Annotated in this window: 18 protein-coding genes; 14 read left to right on the top strand and 4 right to left on the bottom strand. The window is 53.8% G+C overall.

Going from position 1 to position 22,957, the window contains the following annotated elements; translation table 11 throughout:
- Positions 1-56 precede the first annotated feature (56 nt).
- Together KP814_RS04170 and KP814_RS04175 are read left to right on the top strand one after the other, a co-directional pair.
- The gene (locus tag KP814_RS04170; protein WP_216735568.1) at positions 57-1,064 is read left to right on the top strand and encodes a DNA polymerase III subunit delta'; all 1,008 of its coding nucleotides are present in this window, start codon (positions 57-59) and stop codon (positions 1,062-1,064) included.
- 138 nt (positions 1,065-1,202) lie between these two features.
- Positions 1,203-2,666, top strand: a complete 1,464-nt coding sequence (locus KP814_RS04175; protein ID WP_216735569.1) for a hypothetical protein — start codon at positions 1,203-1,205, stop codon at positions 2,664-2,666.
- A 43-nt stretch (positions 2,667-2,709) separates the two neighbouring features.
- On the opposite strand, the gene KP814_RS04180 is transcribed toward KP814_RS04175, so the two are convergent.
- Complete coding sequence (locus tag KP814_RS04180; protein ID WP_216735570.1) at positions 2,710-4,161, bottom strand: rhomboid family intramembrane serine protease; 1,452 nt, start codon at positions 4,159-4,161, stop codon at positions 2,710-2,712.
- 117 nt (positions 4,162-4,278) lie between these two features.
- The gene (locus KP814_RS04185; RefSeq protein ID WP_253938154.1) at positions 4,279-4,968 is read right to left on the bottom strand and encodes a riboflavin synthase subunit alpha; all 690 of its coding nucleotides are present in this window, start codon (positions 4,966-4,968) and stop codon (positions 4,279-4,281) included.
- A gap of 173 nt (positions 4,969-5,141) precedes the next feature.
- Here KP814_RS04185 and KP814_RS04190 point away from each other — a divergent pair, with 173 nt between their 5' ends.
- The 7 genes from KP814_RS04190 to KP814_RS04220 all read left to right on the top strand — a co-directional run bounded on the left by KP814_RS04190 (position 5,142) and on the right by KP814_RS04220 (position 12,271).
- Complete coding sequence (locus KP814_RS04190) at positions 5,142-6,185, top strand: hypothetical protein (protein ID WP_216735571.1); 1,044 nt, start codon at positions 5,142-5,144, stop codon at positions 6,183-6,185.
- A 423-nt stretch (positions 6,186-6,608) separates the two neighbouring features.
- Positions 6,609-7,820, top strand: coding sequence for an ammonium transporter (locus tag KP814_RS04195; protein WP_216735572.1), 1,212 nt, complete (start codon positions 6,609-6,611; stop codon positions 7,818-7,820).
- 238 nt (positions 7,821-8,058) lie between these two features.
- Positions 8,059-8,730 carry a TetR/AcrR family transcriptional regulator gene (locus tag KP814_RS04200; protein WP_216735573.1) on the top strand — a complete coding sequence of 224 codons (672 nt, stop codon included), beginning with the start codon at positions 8,059-8,061 and terminating at the stop codon, positions 8,728-8,730.
- 73 nt (positions 8,731-8,803) lie between these two features.
- Complete coding sequence (locus KP814_RS04205) at positions 8,804-9,286, top strand: L,D-transpeptidase (protein WP_216735574.1); 483 nt, start codon at positions 8,804-8,806, stop codon at positions 9,284-9,286.
- 44 nt (positions 9,287-9,330) lie between these two features.
- Positions 9,331-10,371 (top strand): beta-N-acetylhexosaminidase, encoded by a 1,041-nt coding sequence (nagZ, locus tag KP814_RS04210; RefSeq protein WP_216735575.1) that lies wholly within the window; start codon positions 9,331-9,333, stop codon positions 10,369-10,371.
- Between the two features lie 42 nt (positions 10,372-10,413).
- The gene (locus KP814_RS04215; RefSeq protein ID WP_216735576.1) at positions 10,414-11,535 is read left to right on the top strand and encodes a mechanosensitive ion channel family protein; all 1,122 of its coding nucleotides are present in this window, start codon (positions 10,414-10,416) and stop codon (positions 11,533-11,535) included.
- A 1-nt stretch (position 11,536) separates the two neighbouring features.
- Positions 11,537-12,271: an S-methyl-5'-thioinosine phosphorylase gene (locus tag KP814_RS04220; protein ID WP_216735577.1), complete on the top strand. Its 735-nt coding sequence runs from the start codon at positions 11,537-11,539 to the stop codon at positions 12,269-12,271.
- A 108-nt stretch (positions 12,272-12,379) separates the two neighbouring features.
- On the opposite strand, the gene KP814_RS04225 is transcribed toward KP814_RS04220, so the two are convergent.
- Positions 12,380-13,246, bottom strand: a complete 867-nt coding sequence (locus tag KP814_RS04225) for a peptidoglycan binding protein CsiV (RefSeq protein ID WP_256445954.1) — start codon at positions 13,244-13,246, stop codon at positions 12,380-12,382.
- A 156-nt stretch (positions 13,247-13,402) separates the two neighbouring features.
- The gene (gene mfd, locus KP814_RS04230; RefSeq protein ID WP_216735579.1) at positions 13,403-16,852 is read right to left on the bottom strand and encodes a transcription-repair coupling factor; all 3,450 of its coding nucleotides are present in this window, start codon (positions 16,850-16,852) and stop codon (positions 13,403-13,405) included.
- A 208-nt stretch (positions 16,853-17,060) separates the two neighbouring features.
- Between mfd and KP814_RS04235 the strand changes: the two genes are divergently transcribed.
- The 5 genes from KP814_RS04235 (at position 17,061) to KP814_RS04255 (ending at position 22,957) form a co-directional block, all read left to right on the top strand.
- Complete coding sequence (locus tag KP814_RS04235; protein WP_216735580.1) at positions 17,061-18,533, top strand: glyceraldehyde-3-phosphate dehydrogenase; 1,473 nt, start codon at positions 17,061-17,063, stop codon at positions 18,531-18,533.
- Positions 18,534-18,950: 417 nt separating this feature from the next.
- Positions 18,951-20,294, top strand: a complete 1,344-nt coding sequence (locus KP814_RS04240) for a Na(+)-translocating NADH-quinone reductase subunit A (RefSeq protein WP_216735581.1) — start codon at positions 18,951-18,953, stop codon at positions 20,292-20,294.
- Positions 20,295-20,297: 3 nt separating this feature from the next.
- On the top strand, positions 20,298-21,497 hold the full coding sequence (locus KP814_RS04245; RefSeq protein ID WP_127971538.1) for an NADH:ubiquinone reductase (Na(+)-transporting) subunit B: 1,200 nt from the start codon (positions 20,298-20,300) through the stop codon (positions 21,495-21,497).
- A complete protein-coding gene (locus KP814_RS04250) occupies positions 21,490-22,299 on the top strand; it encodes a Na(+)-translocating NADH-quinone reductase subunit C (RefSeq protein ID WP_127971536.1) in 810 nt (269 codons plus the stop codon). The genes KP814_RS04245 and KP814_RS04250 overlap by 8 nt, the downstream gene beginning before the upstream one ends.
- On the top strand, positions 22,292-22,957 hold the full coding sequence (locus tag KP814_RS04255; RefSeq protein WP_127971534.1) for an NADH:ubiquinone reductase (Na(+)-transporting) subunit D: 666 nt from the start codon (positions 22,292-22,294) through the stop codon (positions 22,955-22,957). The genes KP814_RS04250 and KP814_RS04255 overlap by 8 nt, the downstream gene beginning before the upstream one ends.

Consider the following 22,957-nt stretch of genomic DNA (forward strand, 5'->3'; position numbering starts at 1 on the left):
ACGCTACTTGTCTGCCCGATAAACAAAAACTGAATAGCACCAAATATCGAGTACTAATGTCCGAATCGACGGAAATATCTCTGGATCAACTTCCCTGGCTCAACAAAACCTGGCGCGACTGGGTGGGGCTGGCGCACAACGATAAAGTGCCTTCCGCTATTTTAGTGGCGGGACAACGCGGCGTTGGCAAGAATCGCCTGACTTCTGAATACGCCAAATTCCTCCTTTGTGAGCAGGCTCAGCGTCTTGAACGTCCCTGCGGCGATTGTCGTTCCTGTAAGCTGATAGAAGCAGGGACGCACCCTGATTTGCAATGGCTGGCTCCAGAGGACGGCGCCAAAGCCATAAAAATTGACCAGGTGCGTGGACTGGGAGACTTTATCTACGCCAAGCCGCAAATCTCCCGTCGCCGAATCTGTGTGCTGACCCCGGCGGAGGCGATGAACGCCTATTCCGCCAACGCCATTCTGAAAACACTGGAAGAGCCGCCCGCCAGCGCCGTCATTCTGCTGGTTTCGCAACAAATCAGCCTGCTGCTGCCGACGATTCGCAGCCGCTGTCAGATATATACGCTGGCTGCGCCGGATAGAGAGTCTGTGGTGAATTGGCTGACTCAACTGGATGTGCCGAAAGAGCGCGCCTATAGTTTGACGGAAAGCGCTGGCGGTCGCCCTTTGACCGCATTGGCATGGCACAGTCAGGACATACTGGAGTTACGGGCGGAAGTCTTGGCGGACTGGCTCAACTACCTGGAAGGGCGCGTGGATGCGTTCACCCTGGCGGAAACCTGGAGCAAGCTCGATCTTGAGCGTTTGGCGGATTGGCTGGCTATCTGGCTGAAACAATTGCTGACCGCCACGCAGGTAAGTGCGGGCGAGGGGAGCGAGACGGAAGCGACGTTGGCGGGCGTAGGCGCGCGTCTGGATACGCAGCAGCTGGTTTCACTCTATGCTGAACTGATCGAAATAAAGCGATCTCTGGTGGAGCAGCGCAACCTGAACCCACAATTAATGTTGGAAAGCTGGTTATTGGCGAACAAGCGCGTACGCAAGCGCAAGAAATAATCGCCTCTACCGAGTGGGTCATGTCTGACGGCTTTGTGTCAGCGACAATGCGGTCGCAAAATGAGTTGTCATACGCTCCTTTAACAGGAGTCTGGAAAACGAGTTAAGTAGTAAGTTAGCAAAAGGAAATATACGCGCGTGGATGTTTATTGCAGATATCATCCCACCCATGGCGCCAACTGGCAGTGCCTGGGTTGCCATGTTCAACTCTGCGGTAGCTGCGTTCCGGTCAAGCCGGGCAAAGGCGCCGCGACCTGTCCCCTGTGTCAGCAAGTCATGCGGTATTCCGCGGAAGGCTCCGCGGCGGAGGTCACGCCGTTCTGGCAGCGGTTGAACGACTTCTTCGCCTACCCCATGGCCAGGGACCCCATGATTTTGGTGGCCATCTGCACCCTGGTGCCGCTGGCGTTGGGTAAAGACCTGATATCGCTGATCATCGCTATCGCCCTGTTTTGCGCGCAGGTCAAATACATGTATAGCGTGATTGAGACCACCTCCAAAGGCGTGTTGAAGCCGCCTGAGCTGTTGTCCGCATTCAGCGGCGGCGGGTTATTGCTGGTCATTCAGCAGACCTTGATCTTCATTGCCTTCGGCGCGCTCATTGTCGTTTCCGGCATATGGGGCGGCTCTTTTCTGATGATTCTGGCGGTTGCGTTTTCAGCCCTGGTTCTGCCAGCCAGCATCATGCTGCTGGCGATTGAAGGCAATGTGGTGGATGCCTTGCATCCGACGCGTCTGATCGGATTCATCTCCAGCATTGGCTGGCCGTATTTCGTTCTTTATGGCTATCTGCTTCTGCTGTTTCTGGGGCTAGGCGCGGCGCAGGATTTTGTACTGAGCAACTTTTCCCAAACCCTGGGCTTTCCACTAGCGGGTTTTATTTCCAGTTACTTCATGCTGGTGATCTTCAATATGCTGGGTTATCTGTTGTTTCAGTATCAGCATCGCCTTGGCCTGGCGCCGGATGAAGCTCTTGATGCGCCGCCGCAGAATCCAGAAGCGCTGGCGCAGCGGAATGATAAGCTGGCGATGGCGGAAATTGACATAAACCTTAAGGAAGGGCGTTATGAGGCGGCGGCTGGGCTGCTGCGCAACTTGTACAAGCGCAAACCGCATGATTTGGTGGTGCTGGACCGGCTGTACAAACTGCTGCTGGAGACCAGCGCCTGGCCAGAGCTTTTGAAAACGTCAAAGCCTGTTTTGCAGATGTTGGCGGACGCAGGAAGGATTCATGAGCTGAAGCTGGTGCTGAGAGGGCTCTATGGACATTTCCCGGACTATACGATCAACGATGAGACGTTGTTGTACAACGTGGCGCAGAGTCTGTATCACTCCGGCGACTTCAGGCTGACCTTGAAGTTGCTGCAGGGGTTCAATTCCCGGTTTCCAGAATCCGCGCACGCCGCAGACGCGATCATTGTCATGGCGCGAACCCTGGCGAATGGGCTGCACCGAGCGGATAAGGCCAAGGAATATTTGCTTTATGTGCAGAAACATTACCCGGACCATTCCGCTGTGCCGGAAATTCCTGCATGGATTGAAGCGATGGCGAAGAATGGCAGGCTGCCGGAGCCGGTCGCCAAGTTTGGACTATCTTCCTAAGGGCGCGGGTTGCGCGCCCATTTATGGCAGGTTCTTAAGATTCTTAGCCTTCAAGCTGCTTTAGTTCGCGCTCATATTTCTGCGCTTTGACGTCCATTTGCCGTGCTTTGAGCGCCTGAATCAACGTGCGGTAGCACTCTCGCACCAGCTCTGGATTGCTGATGCTTTTCACCACTACGCCAAATACCTGCTCTGCTTCTTTGATCAGGTTGTTGTTGAGGCAGGTGTTCAGAATACGGAAATGATATTTGTCTTCCAGACGAGAGTTTTCCTTGGCGTACTTCTGATACTCGCTCCAGATGAAATAGGCATGATTAAAGTCCTGCATCTTTAACGCGTGCTCAAGCACTGTGATGGTGAACTGCAGGCTTTCCTGGGTGTCCGGTTTCACTTTGTATAAATGGAAAAGCTGCTCTTGAATCCCAATGTGGTCAGGGTGTTTTTCCCATAACGCTTTGAAGCGTTCCCGAGCCCGTTGAAAGTCGACTCGCCCAACGGCGTCCATGGCGCGAGCCAGTTCTTCTCGCATGGACTGGTCCTGTTCTTCCGGGGAATGAGTGATTTCCTGCGCAGCCCTCGGCGCCAGGCGATCCAGGGGGAAGATGATGGCGGCCCCCGCCACCAGTCCCGCGGCGTGAGCGACATAGGCGACATTGGAGTCGACGTAAGTGAAGTACTCGTAAAGCTCTTTGCCTACCCAAACCGGCAGCATGATTAACGCTGGCGCGCGGAAGTAGTTGAAGTAGACATAAAGGAAGGCGAAGAAGCGGATTTGCTGCAGCCGGTAGTGCGCCACATACATCCCCATCAGACCTGACACAGCCCCGGATGCGCCCACCAGCGGCGTCAGACTGTCGCCTTCCACCATGCTGAAAATAAAGCCTGAAACCACGCCGCAGAACAGATAAGCCATGACATAAAGCGCAGCGCCAAGAATGCGTTCAATAGCGAATCCGAGTAAAAACAGCATCACCATGTTGCCGAAAACATGCCCGAAGCCGCCGTGGAGGAATTGATAGGAGAGTAAGTCCGCCAGTTCCATCTCCCCAGGAATAAGCCCCATCTGTAGATGACTGAGCTGGCTGAGATAGTGCTCCTGGAGGTAAGTGCGCTGGGACTTCCAGGTTTCAAAGGCTTCCGGCTCAATGAACTCCTGCCCGTTCTGCATCAGATAGTTAACGAACTTTCTATCGGTCAGCATGTAGGGAATCAGTTCGTCGCCGCGTCCCTCGTTGACGGCTTTACGCGCCGCCGCCGACAGCTCAAAACGGTTGTCTTGTCCCAGGCCGATATGGCGCTGCAGATAGTCGGCGAATTCCGGCGCCTCCAGTTTGACCATCTGATTTTGTTCGTAGTAATGGGCGGCGTCCTGCCAGACTCGATTATCTTTGCCGCTGAGGTAAAAGAATATGGCGAAATTAATGAAGATCAACAGCAGTGTGGCGACCGGGGGCTTGCGCCAGTTTATGGTCTGTTCAGCGGGAATAATCAGCATCTTGGATCTCTAACTACCTACAGGGAAAGCACAAGGAACGGATTGAAAAGTCATAGAAAATAATTATCGGAGATAAGCGGGAAACGCGCCACTGCGGCGCGCATCCAATGCTGGCGATCAGGCGCCGGGAGTCAGGTTCTCCAGATAACGGGGCAGCATTCGCTCCAAGCTGTCCACTAGCGTTTGCGTCTGCGGGTCGACCTCTATGTTGACCTTGTCGCCCGGTTGCAGGGCGCTGAAAGTCGTGACACGCAGCGTTTCCGGTATCAGGTTCACTCTGAACCCGTCCTTACTGACAGAGCCGACGGTCAGACTGGCGCCATTAACGCCAATAAAGCCTTTGTCGAAAACATACTTGCGCAGTTCCAGGGGCAACTGAAAATCCAGCGCCACGTTATTTTCCGTGCGCTCGATATGAGTCAGCACCGCGACATCATGGATATGCCCTGACATCAGATGGCCGCCAATTTCATCGCCAATTCGCGCGGCATGCTCGAAATTGACTTCATCACCTTCATTGAGATCGCCAAGGTTGGTCAGGCGCAATGTCTCTGTCATAAGGTCGAAGGCGATGTAGGCCCCATCAATGCGCACCGCCGTCAAACAGGTCCCGTTGATGGCGACGCTGGCGCCTGTTTCTGTTGAAGATTGGTCGGTAGGGAACTCAAAATCGTAGGTGTAGAGACCTTCGCGGCGTACGGCTTTGCGCAGTGTGGCTTTGCCTTGAACGATTCCTGTAAACACGGTGGACTGATCCTTTCGCTGAGGTAAATGCTTTTTATGCAGGTGGCCATAATAAGCGTCCATGGCTGTATTTTCTAACTTTTCAGGCGTATTTCTCTGGGTTGTTGAGTCGAAAGAGGCGGCCCAGCGGTATGTTTTGTCGCAAGGGGAGGGCGTATTCGCCAAATACTCGGCGTATGTCATATCTAGCTAAGTCTCGCATCGCAGCAATGTGCAGGTTTTTCTAATGAATTCAGGTGACTGGCGCGTCTATTGCTAAATACTCTGAGGTTGACGAGGTTTTGGCGCAGTGGGCGCTGGTGACCCGTCCTCGTTATTACTCTATAGTTTTCGATATGAAGATACATAACCCTAATGATTTTGATCTGGATCCCAAGACGCTGCGCTCATTGGCGCGCGGTGATATGGACCCAGTGCGGCGTGCGGTGGAGGAACACCGGAGCAATACGCTACCCGCCGCCAAGGAATCTCAACCTGCTGCGAAGTCTCCTGCAAAAACACCTGCAGCGCCGCCGTCGGACCCGCGCGCTAATAAAGACATAGCTAAGGCTAAAAGCAACGGCGTTGCGCCACCCGCTCAGAGCGCCAAAAAAGCGGAGCAGAAAAAGGCGGATGCGGCGGAGAGTGAAGAGGATCGTAAGCGCCGCTATCGGGAGACCGTGGCGCAGCGTAATCAACTTACTCAGATTCTCCGGGAGTGTGAGGCGCTTGAAGTCATGAACTATGACGTGTTGGCGATCAAGCACTATCCGCAGACGATTGATTTGATCAGCGCCCGGCGGCGCAGGGATCTCTGGCTTTTATCCTGTCTGCTTAGTTTCGCGGTATTCCTGATTGGCTGGCAGGGTGGGCTTAACGCCTGGATTGCTGGTATCGCTTTTGGTTTCTTTGTCGCTTTATCCGCCTTGGCTATTCCACCCCTGCGGCGTCTTTTCATCAAGAATGCAGGGTACGGTGAGTTAGTGCGTCAGAGAAAAGAGTTGGAATTTCGCGCGATCACCCACATCCGTATGCTGGAAGGCTCCAACGGTTTGGCGTATCAATGTCTGATGATGTCAACCTACCGCAAGAGTCTGCTGGACAGACGCTATCGGCGTCTTGTCACTTTGAGTCAGCAAGGGCAGTTAATCAAAGCCATGCGGACGGTCGCTGCGATTCGTCTCTATCTGCAATACCTGCTGGAGGCTCAGCAGGCTTTTGAGATCACCAAGAATAAATACATGGAAGCCAGCGCCAAAATTAAGACGGAGTTTGCGGATCTGGCGTTAGCTGAAGCCTGAGTGTGGGCCTTTCTGTGCTCTTTGATGACCGTCGTCGTTCATTTCCTCTATCACTTATCCCTTACTCCCTCAAATTCACTTTCAATCCCTGCTACGGCTCTCCCCATAGACTTTGCTCTCTGAAGTAGGGAGCAGATTCCTGTGTTCGTGCGCGCGCTTTTATTGCGTGTTTTTCAACGTCTATTTGCCTCTGTCTCATTAAAGTGCGCCGTGCTAAGTTGGTGCGTTTTTGGTCTGGAATTTGCTGATTTAGTCGGCGAGTTGCGGCTGGTAAATGTGATGCTTGGTCGTAACTCAGCGAAAAACAAACCAAAACAAGGGACTGCCTAACTCTAAGACGGATCGACAATAACAAGATAAAAAGCACTATTTGTGTGCGTCGTGATGAGCGGCGCACCATGCAAGAGCGTAACAGGAGATGGAATGAACGATACGAATAATGCGGTGGAGACCTTGCTGCAAGGCGCCGACACCCTGTTTATCCTTTTGGGAGCCATTATGGTGCTGGCGATGCACGCCGGCTTTGCATTTCTCGAAGTGGGAACCGTGCGCCATAAAAACCAGGTAAACGCCCTGGTGAAAATCATGACGGATTTCGGCGCGTCTACGTTGGCGTACTTCTTCGTTGGCTATCAGATCGCCTATGGGGTCAACTTCTTTTCCAGCGCCACCGAATTGAGCGTCAACAATGGTTATGAGCTGGTGAAGTTCTTCTTCCTGCTGACTTTCGCCGCGGCGATTCCCGCCATTATTTCCGGAGGCGTCGCAGAACGCGCCAAGTTTTACCCCATGCTAATCGCAGCATCAATCTGTGTGGGCGTGGTGTATCCCTTATTTGAGGGAATGGCCTGGAACAGCGCTTTCGGCTTTCAGGACTTCTTACAAGAAAGTTTTGGAGCAACTTTTCATGACTTCGCAGGGTCTGTCGTCGTACATGCTGTGGGCGGCTGGATCGCCTTCGCCGCGGTGTATCTGCTGGGAGTGAGAAACGGCCGCTATCGCAATGGTCAGCTCATGGCCTTCGCGCCATCCAACATTCCTTTTCTTGCGCTGGGCGCCTGGATACTGACGGTGGGGTGGTTTGGCTTCAACGTGATGTCTGCGCAGACGCTGGGCGGCGTAAGCGGGCTTGTCGCGCTTAATAGCCTGATGGCGATGGTGGGCGGCATCGTGACGTCCATGCTGGTAGGACGTAAAGACCCTGGATTCATACACAACGGCCCTTTGGCCGGGCTGGTGGCGGTGTGCGCGGGATCTGACATTATGCATCCGATTGGCGCGCTTATTACCGGCGCAGTGGCGGGAGCGTTATTTGTCTTCCTGTTTGAGTACATGCAAAAACGCCTGCGAAAACTGGATGATGTATTGGGCGTTTGGCCCTTACATGGCGTCTGTGGTTTGTGGGGCGGCGTGGCGGCGGGCGTTTTCGGTTTGCAGTCATTTGGGGGCCTTGGCGGCGTCACATTCCTGTCGCAACTGGTCGGATCGGTCACTGGCGCGGCGCTGGCGTTTGTAGGCGGATTTGTCGTCTATGGCGCGGTGAAAAAGCTGTCTGGACTACGCTTATCAGAAGAAGAGGAATATCAGGGAGCGGACTTGGCGATTCATCGCATTGGCGCCAACAGTATGGACTGAGCTCTCGGGTTCCGGCGGGTATGAGGCTGCAAGTCACGCCCGCCGGCGCATAAGGGAACTTCCGACTGTTAATTTATCTGCATTCAGCGCAAACTTGACCGTCCTTTCCGCTGATCTGGTTCGTTAAAATCGTGTGTGCAATAATTGCACAATATAAAACGTTGTCAGACTTGACATTCCAGCCTATCAAACGTATGTTTCAAACACTTGTTTGGAGCGGTACGTCAGAAGAATAAACATGTCTCAGTCAGATACAGTTGATCGGATTTTAGATGCTGCAGAGCAGTTATTCGCGGAACGGGGGTTCTCGGAAACATCACTGCGGCAGATAACCAGCAAAGCCAAAGTCAATCTGGCTGCGGTAAACTACCATTTCGGTTCCAAGAACGCGCTGATTCAAGCCGTGTTCGCACGCTTCATTAATCCATTCACCCGCATATTGCGAGATAGACTTCAGGGCGTCGTTGCGGAAAGTCGCAAAGTCGAACTGGAGGAACTGCTGCAGATCGTTACTTCCTCCGTTATCGACATTCCAGCCAGGAACAGCAAGAGTCTTTCAATTTTCATGCGTCTGCTCGGGCTGGCTTACACGCAATCTCAGGGACATTTGCGCAAGTATCTGGAGCAACAGTATTCCACAGAATTCCGTTTGTTCATGCGCCTGTTGAAGGACGCTACGCCAGAGCTGAATGCGGTGGAGCGTTTCTGGCGTATTCAGTTTATGCTGGGCGCCACAGCGTTCACCATGTCCTCCTCAGAAGCGTTGGGCAGCATTCTCGAGAAAGAACTGGGTGTAAAAACCCCTGTGATCGGCATCGTCAATCAGCTGGTGCCATTCCTGGCTGCGGGCATCAATGCGCCCTCGGACGAGTCGCGTCACACCTCTACGGAAGCCGCCAGCGCAGGGTAAGTCAGGAGCGGCTGTAAACCCGGCGAGGATGTAATATCCTTGGGGGCAGTCGCCAATCAACTCCTGGAGCCTCATGTCGCTTTCTATTGTCATCTCTGTACCATTGCAAACGTTAACGCTGCTGGATTCAGGTAAAGCGGTGGAGACTTTCACCGTTTCCACCGCCAGAGCGGGCGTTGGCGAACGTAACGGCAGCGGACAAACGCCACGGGGCGAACATATCATTCGCGCCAAAATTGGCGCAAAGGCGCCGCTTAATGCTGTGTTTCGCGGCCGCCGTTGGACCGGTGAAACTTATTCCCCGGCGCTTGCTGAGGCCTACCCTGAACGTGACTGGATTCTCACTCGCATTCTGTGGTTGAGCGGGACCCAAAAGGGCTTCAACCGCGGCGGCGATGTGGACACGATGCGTCGCTACATTTATCTACATGGAACTCCAGACTCCGAGCCTATGGGCGAGCCGTTGTCACATGGCTGTATTCGGATGCGAAATCAAGATATTATCCGGCTTTTTGACCGCGTCGGCCTTGGAACTCCCGTTCTCATCAACGGCTAAACTGCGCGCGGCCTCAATCCAATCAGCCAGATACGCGATTTCTTATGAGCAAGACAGCAAAACTGGGTCCTTTGATTATCGATCTTAAAGGGCTGGATGTTAGCGCGGAGGAAAAGGACTTACTGAGCCGACCTGTCGTGGGCGGCGTCATATTCTTCGCACGTAATTACACCGATCCACAGCAACTGGATGCGTTGGTCAAACAAATCCGCGCGATACGTCCAGAACTGCTTTTATGTGTGGATCAGGAAGGCGGTCGGGTGCAACGTTTCCGGGAAGGGCGCACTTTATTGCCGGCCCCAGGAAAACTGCGCGCAAGCTACCAAGAAGACCCCGCTAAAGCCAAGGCAATGGCGACAGAGCTGGGCTGGCTCACCGCCATAGAGCTGAGAGAGTTTGACTTGGATTTCAGCTTCGCGCCCGTGCTGGATGTAGATTATGGCAAAAACAAAGTCATCGCCGACCGCGCTTTTGGTGATACGCCGGCAATGGCGGCGGCGTTGGCGCGCGCCTTCTGGCGCGGGATGGGGGAGGCTGGCTGCGCAGGTGTAGGCAAGCACTTCCCAGGACATGGCTTTGTGGCGGAAGACACGCATGTGGAGAGCGCCCGCGACTTGCGCAGCTATGAAGAATTACTGGACGCGGACATGCGGCCTTTCATCGAAATGATTGAAGCCGGCGTTGAGGCGATGATGCCTGCTCATGTCATTTATCCTGCCTGCGACCCCTCACCCGCCAGTCAGTCCGCTTTCTGGCTCACCCAGGTGTTGCGTGAGCGCTTGCAATATCGGGGCGCCATTATCAGCGACGATATGGGCATGCAGGGGGCGGATCTGGATGGCGAGGAGGATGAAAGCGCCAGCGTTGTCAGGGCGCTGCAGGCGGGTTGTGATTTGTTGATGGCGTGCAACAATCCTGAGCGCTTACTCAAGGTCGCCAATAAATTGGAGGCCCTGCCTGAGGATCTATTATTCCCGGAGGATTCACTGCGCCGTCGCGACAGTATGCGACGACGCCCTTTAGGGACGGTGGGCCAGGCGAGGCTGGCCCGAGCCCGTGAGCTGGCGCAAAGCCTGCGTCAATAAACGCGATGAAATAGCATACTAACGTAACGATAGGGGGAAGTTGTGTCCTGGAGTGAAGCGAGTTCTTGGTTGGGGTTTGCCGACGATTCCATGCATTGGATTGTGCGGGTGTTTCTCATCGTCTTCGTAACCCTGGTCGCCAATTATCTGTGCCATAAAATAACGGCGCGAATTGCGCGTCAGCTGGCGAAAACCCGGAACTTATGGGATGACACGCTCCTGGACGCCGGCGCCAAGCCGCTTGGGGTATTCATCTGGCTGATCGGGCTTTCCTGGGCGGCGGAAGTGGCGCAGCGGGAAACCGGTGCGGTCGTATTTGAGGCGGTGGATATTATCCGGGCTATCGGCGTCATCGTGCTGATTATCTGGTTCCTGATCCGTTTCGTCAGAGGCGCGGAAGAAATTCTGGTGTCGCCGGACAAGATGAAACAGCCCATGGACAAGACCACCATGTCGGCGATCAGCAAGCTGCTGCGCGCATCCATCATCATCACCGGGGCGCTGGTTATCATGCAGACCCTGGGTTACAGCGTATCCGGGGTGTTGGCGTTTGGGGGTATCGGCGGCATTGCAGTGGGTTTTGCCGCCAAGGATTTGCTGGCCAACTTTTTCGGCGGCCTGATGATCTACCTGGACCGTCCGTTCTCTGTGGGAGACTGGATTCGTTCTCCAGACAAAAACATTGAGGGAACAGTAGAGCAGATCGGTTGGCGTCTGACCTGTATTCGCACCTTCGACAAGCGTCCGTTGTATGTGCCCAATTCCACCTTTACTACGATCTCTGTGGAGAACCCTTCCCGAATGACTCACCGTCGTATCTACGAGACTATCGGCGTTCGCTATGACGATTTTAAGCAAGTGCCGGTGATTGTGGAGCAGGTGAAAGCCATGTTGGCGGAGCACGATGAAATAGATGAAACCCAGACCATGATTGTCAATTTCAACGCCTTTGCGGCGTCATCTCTGGACTTCTTTATCTACACATTCACCAAGACCACCAACTGGATCAAGTACCACGAGGTCAAGCAGGACGTGTTGATCAAAGTGATGGACATTATTCAGCAGCACGGCGCGGAAGTGGCGTTTCCAACGCAAACGGTGCATTTGCCGGACCAACTGAAAGTGTTGAAAGAAGCAGAAAGTTTACAAGATCGGAGAGAATGACATGTACGCCATTATTGGAGGCACTGGACTGACTGAGCTGGAAGGTCTGGAAATCAAGGGGCAGGACAAGATTGATACGCCCTGGGGCGCGCCCTCGGCGGATATCGTACGCGCGCAGTTGCAAGGGAAAGAGGTGCTGTTTTTGGCGCGTCACGGCAATCCGCACCGAATTCCGCCTCATGAAGTGAATTATCGCGCTAATATCTGGGCGTTGAAAGAAGCGGGCGCCAAAGGCATCCTGGCGGTAAACGCCGTAGGCGGCATTCATCCGGATATGGGGGCGACCCATGTGTGCATCCCTGACCAGGTGATCGATTACACCTATGGGCGCGAGCATACTTATTTTCAGGGCGATATCGAGCATGTCACCCATATTGATTTCAGCTACCCCTATGATGAAGCGCTGCGCAAACTGATTTGTGAAAAGGCGACCGCCTTGGGCGTTAAGCACAGCAACTTTGGCGTTTACGGCGCTACCCAGGGACCGCGCCTTGAGACGGTGGCGGAAATCCGCCGCATGAAACAAGACGGCTGTGACATCGTAGGTATGACTGGAATGCCGGAAGCGGCGTTGGCGCGCGAGCTGGATGTCCCTTATGCCTGTATTTCCCTGGTCGTTAATCCGGCGGCGGGCGTCAGCGAAAATATCATCACCATGGAAGAAATCCATGAGGCGATTGATCAGGGGATGGGGTATGTGAAGCAGCTGCTGGCGGCGCTGGTTGCAGAGAGCTGATCTTCAGCGTTGTGCGTTATACATGCTGATCGTTGAATGAAAAAAGCGGGGAAATTACCCCGCTTTTTTTATTGGATGCTCAAAGCCGTCTAACTTCGGTGTGTTATATCAGTCTTCCGTTGGACTGTCGGTTTCGCTTTCTTCCGACTCTTTCTCGTCCTCGCCAGCCAGGTTGCCTTCTGCGGTGTCGACGGAAGTCTGGATGCGCACATTGCGGACCGGGATAATTTTCACCAGTACGCCTACGACAGGATGATCCAGATAGTGGACCTCGCCGCTGCGCATGCGGCGTGATTGTCGGTTGCGGTAGCGGGCGACAGGCTCAAGTCCTCTGAAGGCCTCTTCCATGAACGGCTCCTCGCTGTCGGGTGCGGTTACCTTTGCTTCCGGCGTGTTTTGCGGCATTGGCGTGAGCGCATTGGCGGCGCCCGTTTGCTCGGGGAAGGGCGTAAACATGTCATCCATGGCGCCGCCTGGCTGCTTTTGCCTCCACTCCACCAGGGATAAATCAATCGTGGTGTGCAGGTAACGAGTGCGTGACAGGCTCACCACGCCCTCTATGCTGTAGCCTTCGCCCAATCTTTCCGTATCAAAAATACGCACGGGCGTATCTTGGTTGTACGCGAGATTCGACACCCAGGATTTATGCCAGACAACCTGATAACCAGAGCGACGGTCAAGGTTGTTGGCGATCCACTTTAACAATGTCTGGTTTGCGCCGAGCGCCTGTTTCTGCAGACTGCTCAGCGGTGTGAAATCCACCAGAAGCGGCGCTTCGGGATTGTAATCGACGGGATAGTATTCAAAGTTTTCTTCCCCTTCCGGCACGGGGGTTTTGAACATGATGAGGTCGATTTGATAAAGCCCTGCATAGGCGCGCAGGCTGGAAGACATAAGCCCAAGAAACAGCGTGAGAAAGAGTGCAATGCTTCGCGCTGAGAAAGGGCAAAGTTGAGGTGTTCGGCAAAATAGCATTTATTTGGACAACTTCTTTTGTTTTGTGATTGGAAGGCGTGCGCCAGGGAATAAAAGCTAGGGCGGGTTGATGGCGCCAATGGGGAAGTGGCCATCCATCAACAAACCCTCACAAAGTATACTACATTTCCCTGGCGCCGGGGCCGCCCGGCAGGGTTATGCGCGGGCGGGAGCGAAGGACTTCAGGAGTTTTTCCACGAATTGCATACGGTCTTCCTTGTCCTCCAGTGAGCGAGTGACGCGTAACTTGGAGCCTCCGTCCAATTTGTAGTGCTTGGGTTCACGCTGGATGAGATTGACCAGTTTGATCGGTTCGATGGTGGTCTTCGCGTTGAATTCGATCACGCCGCCCCTGGCGCCGATATCAATTCGAGCGATGCCCAGCCTGTCGGCGGTCAATTTCAGACGAGCCTGGCGGAACAGATTTTTGGTTGCGTCAGGCAAGAGGCCAAAGCGGTCAATCATCTCAATTTGCAGAGACTGCAATGCGTCCTCATCCTTGGCGCTGGCGACGCGTTTATACAGGATCAGACGGTTGTGAACATCCGGTAGATAGTCGTCGGGAATCAGTGCGGGCAAACGCAGATTGACTTCACAACCTTGATCGAGAGGTTGGGTCAGATCCAGCTCTTTGCCCTCGCGCATCGCTTTGACCGCTGCATCCAACAATTGCAGATAAAGCGTGAAGCCAATGTTCTGGATATGCCCGCTTTGCTCTTCGCCAAGCAATTCCCCTGCGCCGCGAATTTCCAGGTCGTGGGTGGCCAGGGTGAACCCGGCGCCGAGATCCTGGGCGCTGCTGATGGCGTCCAGCCTTTTCTTGGCGTCCTCAGTGAGGTTGCGTGGCGGAGGAGTCAACAGGTAGGCGTATGCCTGGTGATGAGAGCGACCGACCCGGCCCCGCAGCTGGTGCAACTGCGCCAGGCCGAATTTATCCGCGCGCTCGATGATAATGGTGTTGGCGGAGGGGATGTCGATACCGGTTTCAATGATGGTGGTGCACATCAGCACATTGAAGCGCTTATGGTAAAAATCCGACATGACCTTTTCCAGCTCACGCTCACGCATCTGGCCATGGGCGACAGCCACGCGCGCATCCGGAACCATCTCCTGTAACTCGGCCGCGGCTTTGTTGATAGTGTTAACCTCATTGTGCAGGCAGAACACTTGGCCGCCCCGTAAAATTTCCCGCAGCACGGCTTCTTTGATAATGCTGTTGCTGTGTTCCTGTACGAAGGTTTTGACGGACAGGCGCTTCTCCGGCGGGGTGGCGATAATCGACAAATCGCGGACGCCCTGAAAGGAAAGGTTCAGGGTGCGCGGTATCGGCGTGGCGGTCAGTGTGAGTATATCGATGTTGGCGCGCAGAGATTTAACCTTCTCCTTTTGCTGCACGCCGAAACGATGCTCCTCGTCGATGATCAGCAAGCCGAGATTCTTAAACTGGATGTCTTTCTGCAGCAGTTTATGGGTGCCGACGAGAATGTCGACCTTGCCTTCCGATAGTTTGTCTTTGACTTTTTCTATATCGCCGGCGCTGCGGAAGCGGGAAATCAGTTCGACATTGATTGCGGTGTCGGCGAAACGGTCCTGGAAGGACTGAAAATGCTGTTGCGCAAGCAGCGTGGTAGGCGTAAGTATCGCCACCTGGCGTCCTGCATGCGCGGCGAGGAAGGCGGCGCGCATGGCGACTTCCGTTTTGCCGAAGCCTACATCGCCGCAGACCAGCCGGTCCATGGGGCGTGGCTTCATCATGTCCTGCAGGACTGCGTTGATCGTCGTGGCCTGATCCGGCGTTTCCTCAAATGGGAAGGCGGCGGAGAAGGCGCGATAATGCTCATCCGGCGGCGGGCAGGCGTAGCCTTTGTGCAGTTCGCGCTTGGCGTAAATATCCAGCAGCTCCGCCGCGCTGTCTTTAATCTTCTCCGCTGCTTGACGCTTAGCGGCGGACCAGCGATCCGTACCGAGTTTGTTAATCGGCGCCAGATTGTCGTCAAGGCCGGCATAGCGGGAAATCAGGTGCAGAGAGGATACTGGTACATAAAGCTTGGCTTCGTTGGCGTATTCCAGCACCAGAAACTCCTGCTTCTGGCCATCCACTTCAAGCGACTGCAGGCCTTTATAGCGGCCGATGCCGTGATCGATGTGAACAACCGGCGCATTAAGCTTCAGCTCGGTCAGGTTCTGAATGATGTTTTCCGGGCTTTCCTGCGTCCGTTTGCGTCGTCTCCGCTGCAGGACCCTGCCTTCATACAGGTCTGCTTCCGCTACGACCAGAATCCGGTTTTCGTTGTCAGCGAACCCTTTCGCCAGCTCCGCCACCGTGATATTCCACTGGTCGGTGGAACTCAGGCATGCTTCCCAGGACTCTAACAAGTTCAGTGGTCTGCCGTGCTCCTTGAATGTATCCATCAGCGCTTGCTGGCGACCGGCGGACTCCGCGCACAAGACTATCTTGTAACCGCTGTCCTGCTGGGCGCAGTCAATAGCCTGTAACGGGTTTTCCTTTTTGGCGTCCAGAGCCAGGTGGGGAAGGGGAGAGAACGGCTTGTCCGTTTCCTCGGACTTGGCGCTGAATTGCGCGCGCGGGAATTGCTTCAGTCCCTCAAACAGCTCATCAACCCGCAGATAAATATCCGCTGGCGGTAAGAGGGGCCGCTGAATGTCGTGACGCAAATCTTCGTAACGCTGCTCAAGGTCTTTCCAGAAATGCAGCGCTTTTTCGTGCAGCCCATCATAAAGGGCGAAGCAGGCGTCTTTGGCCACATAATCCAGCAGGCTGGCGGTCTCAGTAAAAAATAGAGTGAGGTAGTACTCCAGCCCGGGCGTGGCGATGCCTCGGCTTATGTCTTGCAGCAAAGGAATGTTGCGGGACGCGCCGGGAAACTTCTCGTAGAAGTTGTCTTTGAATAACTGGATAGATGCGTCGTTAAGTGGAAACTCGTGTGCGGGCAGCAGACTGATTTCATCCACCTGTCCGGCGGAGCGCTGAGTCTCTGGATCAAACTGGCGCAGGGTTTCGACTTCTTCGTCAAACAGGTCAATACGATAAGGCGCTTTGGAGCCCATCGGGAATATGTCGAAAATCGACCCTCTGACGGCAAACTCCCCGTGTTCATAAACCGTATCGACGCAGCGGTAACCCGCTTGCTCCAGCTCGGATCTATAACTGTTTATCCTGAGCGGCTGGCCTTTGCGCAGGATCAGGGTGGAGCGTTGCACAAACTCCTTTGGCGCCAGACGCACCATGATGGTGCTGAGCGGGACAATAAGCAGGCCGCTGGCGCAGGTCGGTAGTTTATGCAGGGTCTGAATACGCTGGGAAATAATGTCCTGGTGAGGCGAAAAAGTATCGTAAGGAAGGGTTTCCCAGTCCGGTAAGGTCAAAATTGGGGGCGTGTTCTCATTTTTTTTCACGTCCCCTAAAAAAAATTTCACCGCTGATTCGAGCTGATCCGCCGAGGGCATATCTGGTGTTATTACCACCAACAGGCGTTTTTGCTCTTTGAGCGCCTGCGCCAGAATGTAAGCGTCTGACTGTCCGACGGCCTGAGGCCAGTACTTGATAGTCGTTGAATTTGAAGGAAGTTGGCGCCGCTCTGTCAACTTTATATCTCCACCTTAAAGTCAAGGGGCATTCTACAATTGTTTCGTAAAATCACAACCAAACCCCGAAAACGTGATAGCCAGTCCACTTGTGTAAGGGCCCTGAAACGCCTTGGAAAGCGTTAAAAATCAAGGAGCCTAAATTGCTTCGGATGTTTTGAAAAGGGATAATGAGCGCCCGATTTGCGCAGACGAGAGGTGCATAAAAGTGAGTCAAGAAAAATTGGATGCTTGTTTTGGGGAATGGAAGGAACGCGAAACCGTCGCTGAAGCGATGATTCCCCTTATCGGAAGACTGTACAGAAAATATAACGTCATCACATCCATATATGGTCGCCCAATCATCAACCGTTCAGTGATCGGCCTGTTAAAAGCGCACCGTTTTGTGCGTCAGGTAGCTGATCATGAACTGTCCGTGCACAACACTTATCCTATATTAAAGTTGCTGGACGAGCTGGAACTTGGGCACGCTCACGTAGATATCGGCAAGCTCGCTATTAAATATGAAAAAATAAAAGATACAGTTGCGCTGGAAGATTTCGTGCGCAGCGAGCTGGATGAAGTAGTTGGGAAATGCACCGCCGAAGGAAGTATGGGGACTTCCGGAGAAAGCAAAGACGTCGTGCTGTTCGGTTTCGGACGTATTGGACGTTTGTTGGCGAGAATTCTTATCGAGAAAGCCGGTGGCGGCGCGAACCTGCGCTTACGCGCAATTGTCGTGCGCAAAGGCAATGCGGACAATGATCTGGAAAAACGCGCCAGCCTGCTGCGTCGCGATTCCGTACACGGTTCCTTCCAGGGCACGATCACCGTGGACGAGAAAGAATCCGCCATCATCGCTAACGGCAACTACATTCAGGTTATTTACGCGAATAACCCGGATGCAGTGGATTACACCCAGTATGGCATCGATAACGCGATTGTTATCGACAATACAGGCGTATGGCGCGATGAGGCCGGCCTGTCCCGTCACCTGGAGTGCAAAGGCGTCAAGGGCGTGTTGTTGACTGCGCCGGGCAAAGGCTCCATCAAGAACATCGTATACGGCATCAACAACCATTTGATCACTGCGGAAGATCGTATTCTTTCCGCGGCTTCCTGTACGACCAACGCCATCACGCCGGTGCTGAAAGCGCTGAATGACGAGTACGGCATCAAAGACGGCCACGTGGAAACCGTTCACTCCTATACCAACGACCAGAATCTGATCGATAACTACCACAAGGGCAGCCGCCGCGGACGCAGCGCGCCTCTGAACATGGTTATCACGGAAACCGGCGCCGCCAAGGCTGTCGCCAAAGCGCTGCCTGAGCTGGCTGGTAAGCTGACCGGCAACGCCATCCGCGTGCCAACGCCAAACGTGTCGCTGGCTATCCTGAACCTGAACTTGGGTCGCGATACATCAGTGGAAGAACTGAACGGCTATCTCCGTGACGTGTCTCTGCACTCTGATCTGCAGAAGCAGATTGACTTCGTCAACTCGCCGGAAGTGGTGTCCACTGACTTTGTTGGTTCTCGTCGCGCAGGCGTAGTCGACGCGCAGGCGACTATCGTCAATGGCAATCGCGCCGTGTTGTATGTTTGGTACGATAACGAAGCTGGATATAGCGCGCAGGTGGTTCGCGTTGTGAACCAGATGGCGGGCGTTACCTATGCTGTCTACCCCAAAACAATGGGATAAACGAGCCATTGTCGGATCAATCCTGAAAGGTTGACCAACTGGTTTAAAAGGCGGGCCAATGTGCTCGCCTTTTTTGTTGGTGCGGAAATATTGAGCGGTTGAGCGAGCGCTCTAATACTAAAGTCTAAGGATGTGTGGGGGCCGTATTTCCTGGGAAATGCGCCTGAATAATTGTAATCCGATGGTAATAAACCGCAGCGGGGCCGCTGAATGACTGAATTCGCTGAAAAAATAGGGGATTGGCCGTATAAGCTCGCCCGGCGTAGTAGAAAATCCGGATTTGCGTCACTATAATTATGGCGTTTTTTGGTCGGCCATCCTGTGCATCCCTCCAACAAGGGCAATCCTAAATTCCAATCACAAGAGCGCATTCGTGGTGGCTGTAAATCAATTTATTCTGATGATTAGGCGGGGCTGATGATCAAGATCAAGAAAGGCTTGGATCTTCCGATAGCCGGAGCGCCTGCACAGGTCATTGAAGATGGTAAGCCTGTAAACCAGGTTGCTTTAATCGGATTTGACTACAACGGCATGAAACCTACCATGGAAGTAAAGGTAGGCGATCGTGTTAAGTGCGGCCAGCTTCTATTTACTGATAAAAAGACGGAAGGCGTCCGTTACACTTCGCCAGCGAGCGGTATAGTGTCAGCGGTGAACCGAGGCGAACGTAGGGTGTTTCAGTCGATTGTTATCGACGTTGAAGGGGACGAATATGAGCAGTTTGCTCAATACAGCCCCGAGGAACTGCCCAATTTGTCTCGCGAGCAGGTTGCTGAAAACCTGATCGCTTCTGGAGATTGGGCTGCGTTGAGAACGCGTCCGTACAGCAAGGCTCCTGCCATTGACGCTGAGCCTCACTCCATCTTCGTAACGGCGATGGACTCCCACCCATTGAGCGCTGATCCGGCGGTCATTATCAACGAAGCCAAGGCCGACTTTAAAAACGGCTTGACTGTTCTGGGCAAACTGACCCGCGGCAAAGTCTTCGTCTGCGCCCGCGCTGGCGTCAGCTTCGATCTGCCTAACGGCTCCAACGCCGTGCAGGAACAGTTTGACGGCCCACACCCCGCTGGTCTGGCAGGCACCCATATCCATTACCTTGATCCTGTGAACGCGTCCAAGTTTGTCTGGACCATTGGTTATCAGGACGTAATCGCTATTGGTCGCCTGTTCACCTCCGGACGTAAGTCTGTGGAGAGAGTGGTTGCATTGGCTGGCCCTATGGTCAATAAGCCTCGCCTGCTGCGCACCCGTGCGGGCGCATCGCTAACCCAGCTGACTGAAGGCGAACTGAAGTCTTCCGATGTGCGTCTGATTTCCGGTTCCGTACTGGGTGGACGTAACGCGAAAGGCAGCGTGGCTTTCCTGGGGCGTTACGCCAATCAAATATCCTGCCTTGAAGAAGGCTACAAGCGTGAATTTATGGGCTGGTTGTCACCGGGCTCCAATAAATTCTCCTTGTTGAATATTTATCTTTCCAAGCTCAACCCGGGCAAGTTGTTCAACTTCACCACCACTACGAACGGCAGCGAGCGGGCCATGGTCCCCGTTGGTTCGTATGAAAAGGTGATGCCGTTGGACATTCTTCCAACACAACTACTGCGCTCTCTGATTGTCGGCGACACAGAAATGGCGCAAAAGCTGGGTTGTCTGGAGCTGGATGAAGAAGACCTTTCCCTCTGCACCTTCGTGTGTCCGGGTAAATATGAATACGGTCCTATTCTTCGCGATAGCCTCACTCGCATTGAGAAAGAGGGTTGATGCATGGGAATGAGAGAATTTCTTGACAAAATCGAGCCGCAATTTGAAAAAGGCGGCAAGTATGAGAAGTGGTACGCGCTGTACGAAGCCGTCGACACCATCTTCTATACGCCTTCCAAAGTAACCAGCGCCAACACGCACGTGCGTGACGGCGTTGACTTGAAGCGCATCATGATTACGGTGTGGTTCTGCGTATTCCCGGCCATGTTCTTCGGCATGTACAACGTGGGCTACCAGTCCAACACCTACCTCGCGGCTAATGGCCTGACCATGGATATGGACTGGCACGGCGCGATTATCGCCATGCTCGCCGGTAATAACCCCGCCAGCATCTGGGATAATTTCATTTATGGCGCGGTTTACTTCCTTCCTATCTATGCGGTCACCTTTGCTGTGGGCGGATTCTGGGAAGTGGTGTTTGCGACGATCAGAAAGCATGAAGTTAACGAAGGTTTCTTCGTAACCTCTATTCTGTTCGCGCTGACCTGTCCTCCAACCATTCCATTGTGGCAAGTGGCGCTGGGCATTAGCTTTGGCGTAGTGATCGGTAAAGAGGTATTCGGCGGCACAGGTAAAAACTTCCTGAACCCGGCGTTGACTGGGCGCGCTTTCCTGTACTTCGCTTATCCTGCGCAGATTTCCGGTGACGCGGTCTGGACCGCTGTTGACGGTTTCAGTGGCGCGACGCCTCTGGGTGTGGCGGCTTCCGGCGGCTTGAACGCGCTGACAGCCAACATTTCCTGGATGGACGCGTTCCTTGGCTTCCAGCAGGGCAGTGTGGGTGAAACCTCTACGCTGGCGATTCTGTTGGGCGGCGCTGTACTGCTGATCATGGGCATTGCGTCCTGGCGTATCGTCGCTGGCGTTTTCCTGGGTATGGCCGCGACTGCAACTCTGTTGAACTTTATCGGTTCCGACACTAACCAGATGTTCCAGGTGCCTGCACACTGGCATTTCGTATTGGGCGGTTTCGCGTTCGGTATGATGTTCATGGCGACGGACCCCGTATCCGCATCCATGACCAATACCGGTAAGTGGGCGTTCGGTATATTGGTTGGCCTGATGACCGTATTGATTCGCGTGGTTAACCCGGCGTTCCCTGAAGGCATCATGTTGGCCATTCTGTTCGCCAACTTGTTTGCGCCGTTTATCGACCATCTGGTGATTCAAGCCAATATCAAACGGAGGCTGGCGCGTGTCTAAGTCAAACGATTCAATTCAAAAGACGGTCATCGTCGCGCTGGCGCTGTGTATCGTCTGCTCTATCTTTGTATCCGCTTCGGTCGTACTGCTGAAGCCGGTTCAGATTCAGAATAAAACACTGAACCTGAAAGAGAATATTCTCCGCGCGGCGGGCATGTTGAGCGCGACTCCCACTAAAAAAGAAGTGGAAGAGAAGTTTGCTCAGATAACGCCGAAAATTGTCGATCTGGATACTGGTTTGTACGTGGAGCCCAAGGACATCGGTTTTGAAAGCGTAGACGCGTTTGATCAAAAGAAATCTGCGCAGAACCCGAAACTGTCCAAAGTGTTGGATTCTTCTGAAGACCTGGCGAGCATCAAGCGTCGCGAGCGTTACGCGAAAGTGTATCTGGTCAAGGAAAATGGCGCGCTGACTCGCGTGATCCTTCCGGTCAAAGGCTATGGCCTGTGGTCGACGCTGTACGGTTTCCTGGCTTTGAAAGCGGATGGCGACAGCGTAGTGGGGCTGGGCTTCTACGAGCACGGCGAAACCCCCGGTCTGGGCGGTGAAGTCGACAACCCTAACTGGAAAGCGCAATGGCCTGGTAAAGAGGTGTACGATGACAACTTTGATGTTGCAGTGCGTCTCGTTAAGGGCGGTGTGAATCCTTCTTCATCTGACGCCAAGTACTCTGTTGACGCATTGTCTGGCGCCAGCCTCACCAGCCGCGGCGTGGAAAATCTGCTGCACTACTGGTTGAGCGAGAGCGGATTCAAAACGTATTTGGAAAAGGTAAGATCCGGGGAGGCAGGAAATGTCTGACGTAACGCCGAAGAAAGTTCTTCTAGAGCCTATTCTCTCCAATAACCCGATTGCGCTGCAGATTCTTGGGATCTGTTCCGCGTTGGCTGTCACCACCAGCCTTAAGCTGTCCATCGTAATGGCGATCGCTGTGTCGTTGGTAACAGCGAGCTCCAGCTTCTTTATCGCGTTGATACGCTCACAGATACCAAGCAACATCCGGATCATCGTACAGATGACCATCATTGCGTCGCTGGTAATTGTGGTTGATCAGGTGTTGAAAGCTTACGCCTACGAAATCAGCAAGCAGTTGTCTGTATTCGTCGGACTGATTATCACCAACTGTATCGTAATGGGACGTGCGGAAGCTTTCGCCATGCAGAATGGCCCCGTACTGAGCTTCCTTGACGGTATCGGCAACGGCGCAGGTTACGGCGCTATCTTGATTACCGTTGCTACAGTGCGTGAGCTGCTGGGCGCCGGTAAGCTGTTCGGTGTGGAAATTCTTCCCACCATCGCTAATGGCGGCTGGTACCAGCCAAACGGCCTGTTGCTGCTGCCTCCGAGCGCGTTCTTCATTATCGGCTTGATCATCTGGGGGCTGCGTTCCTGGAAGAAGGATCAGGTGGAAGCGGCGGAGTACAAACTGTCCGCGCACAAAGTTAAGGAGGCGTTTTAA

Source organism: Hahella sp. HN01, assembly GCF_018986435.1.
GTDB lineage: Bacteria > Pseudomonadota > Gammaproteobacteria > Pseudomonadales > Oleiphilaceae > Hahella.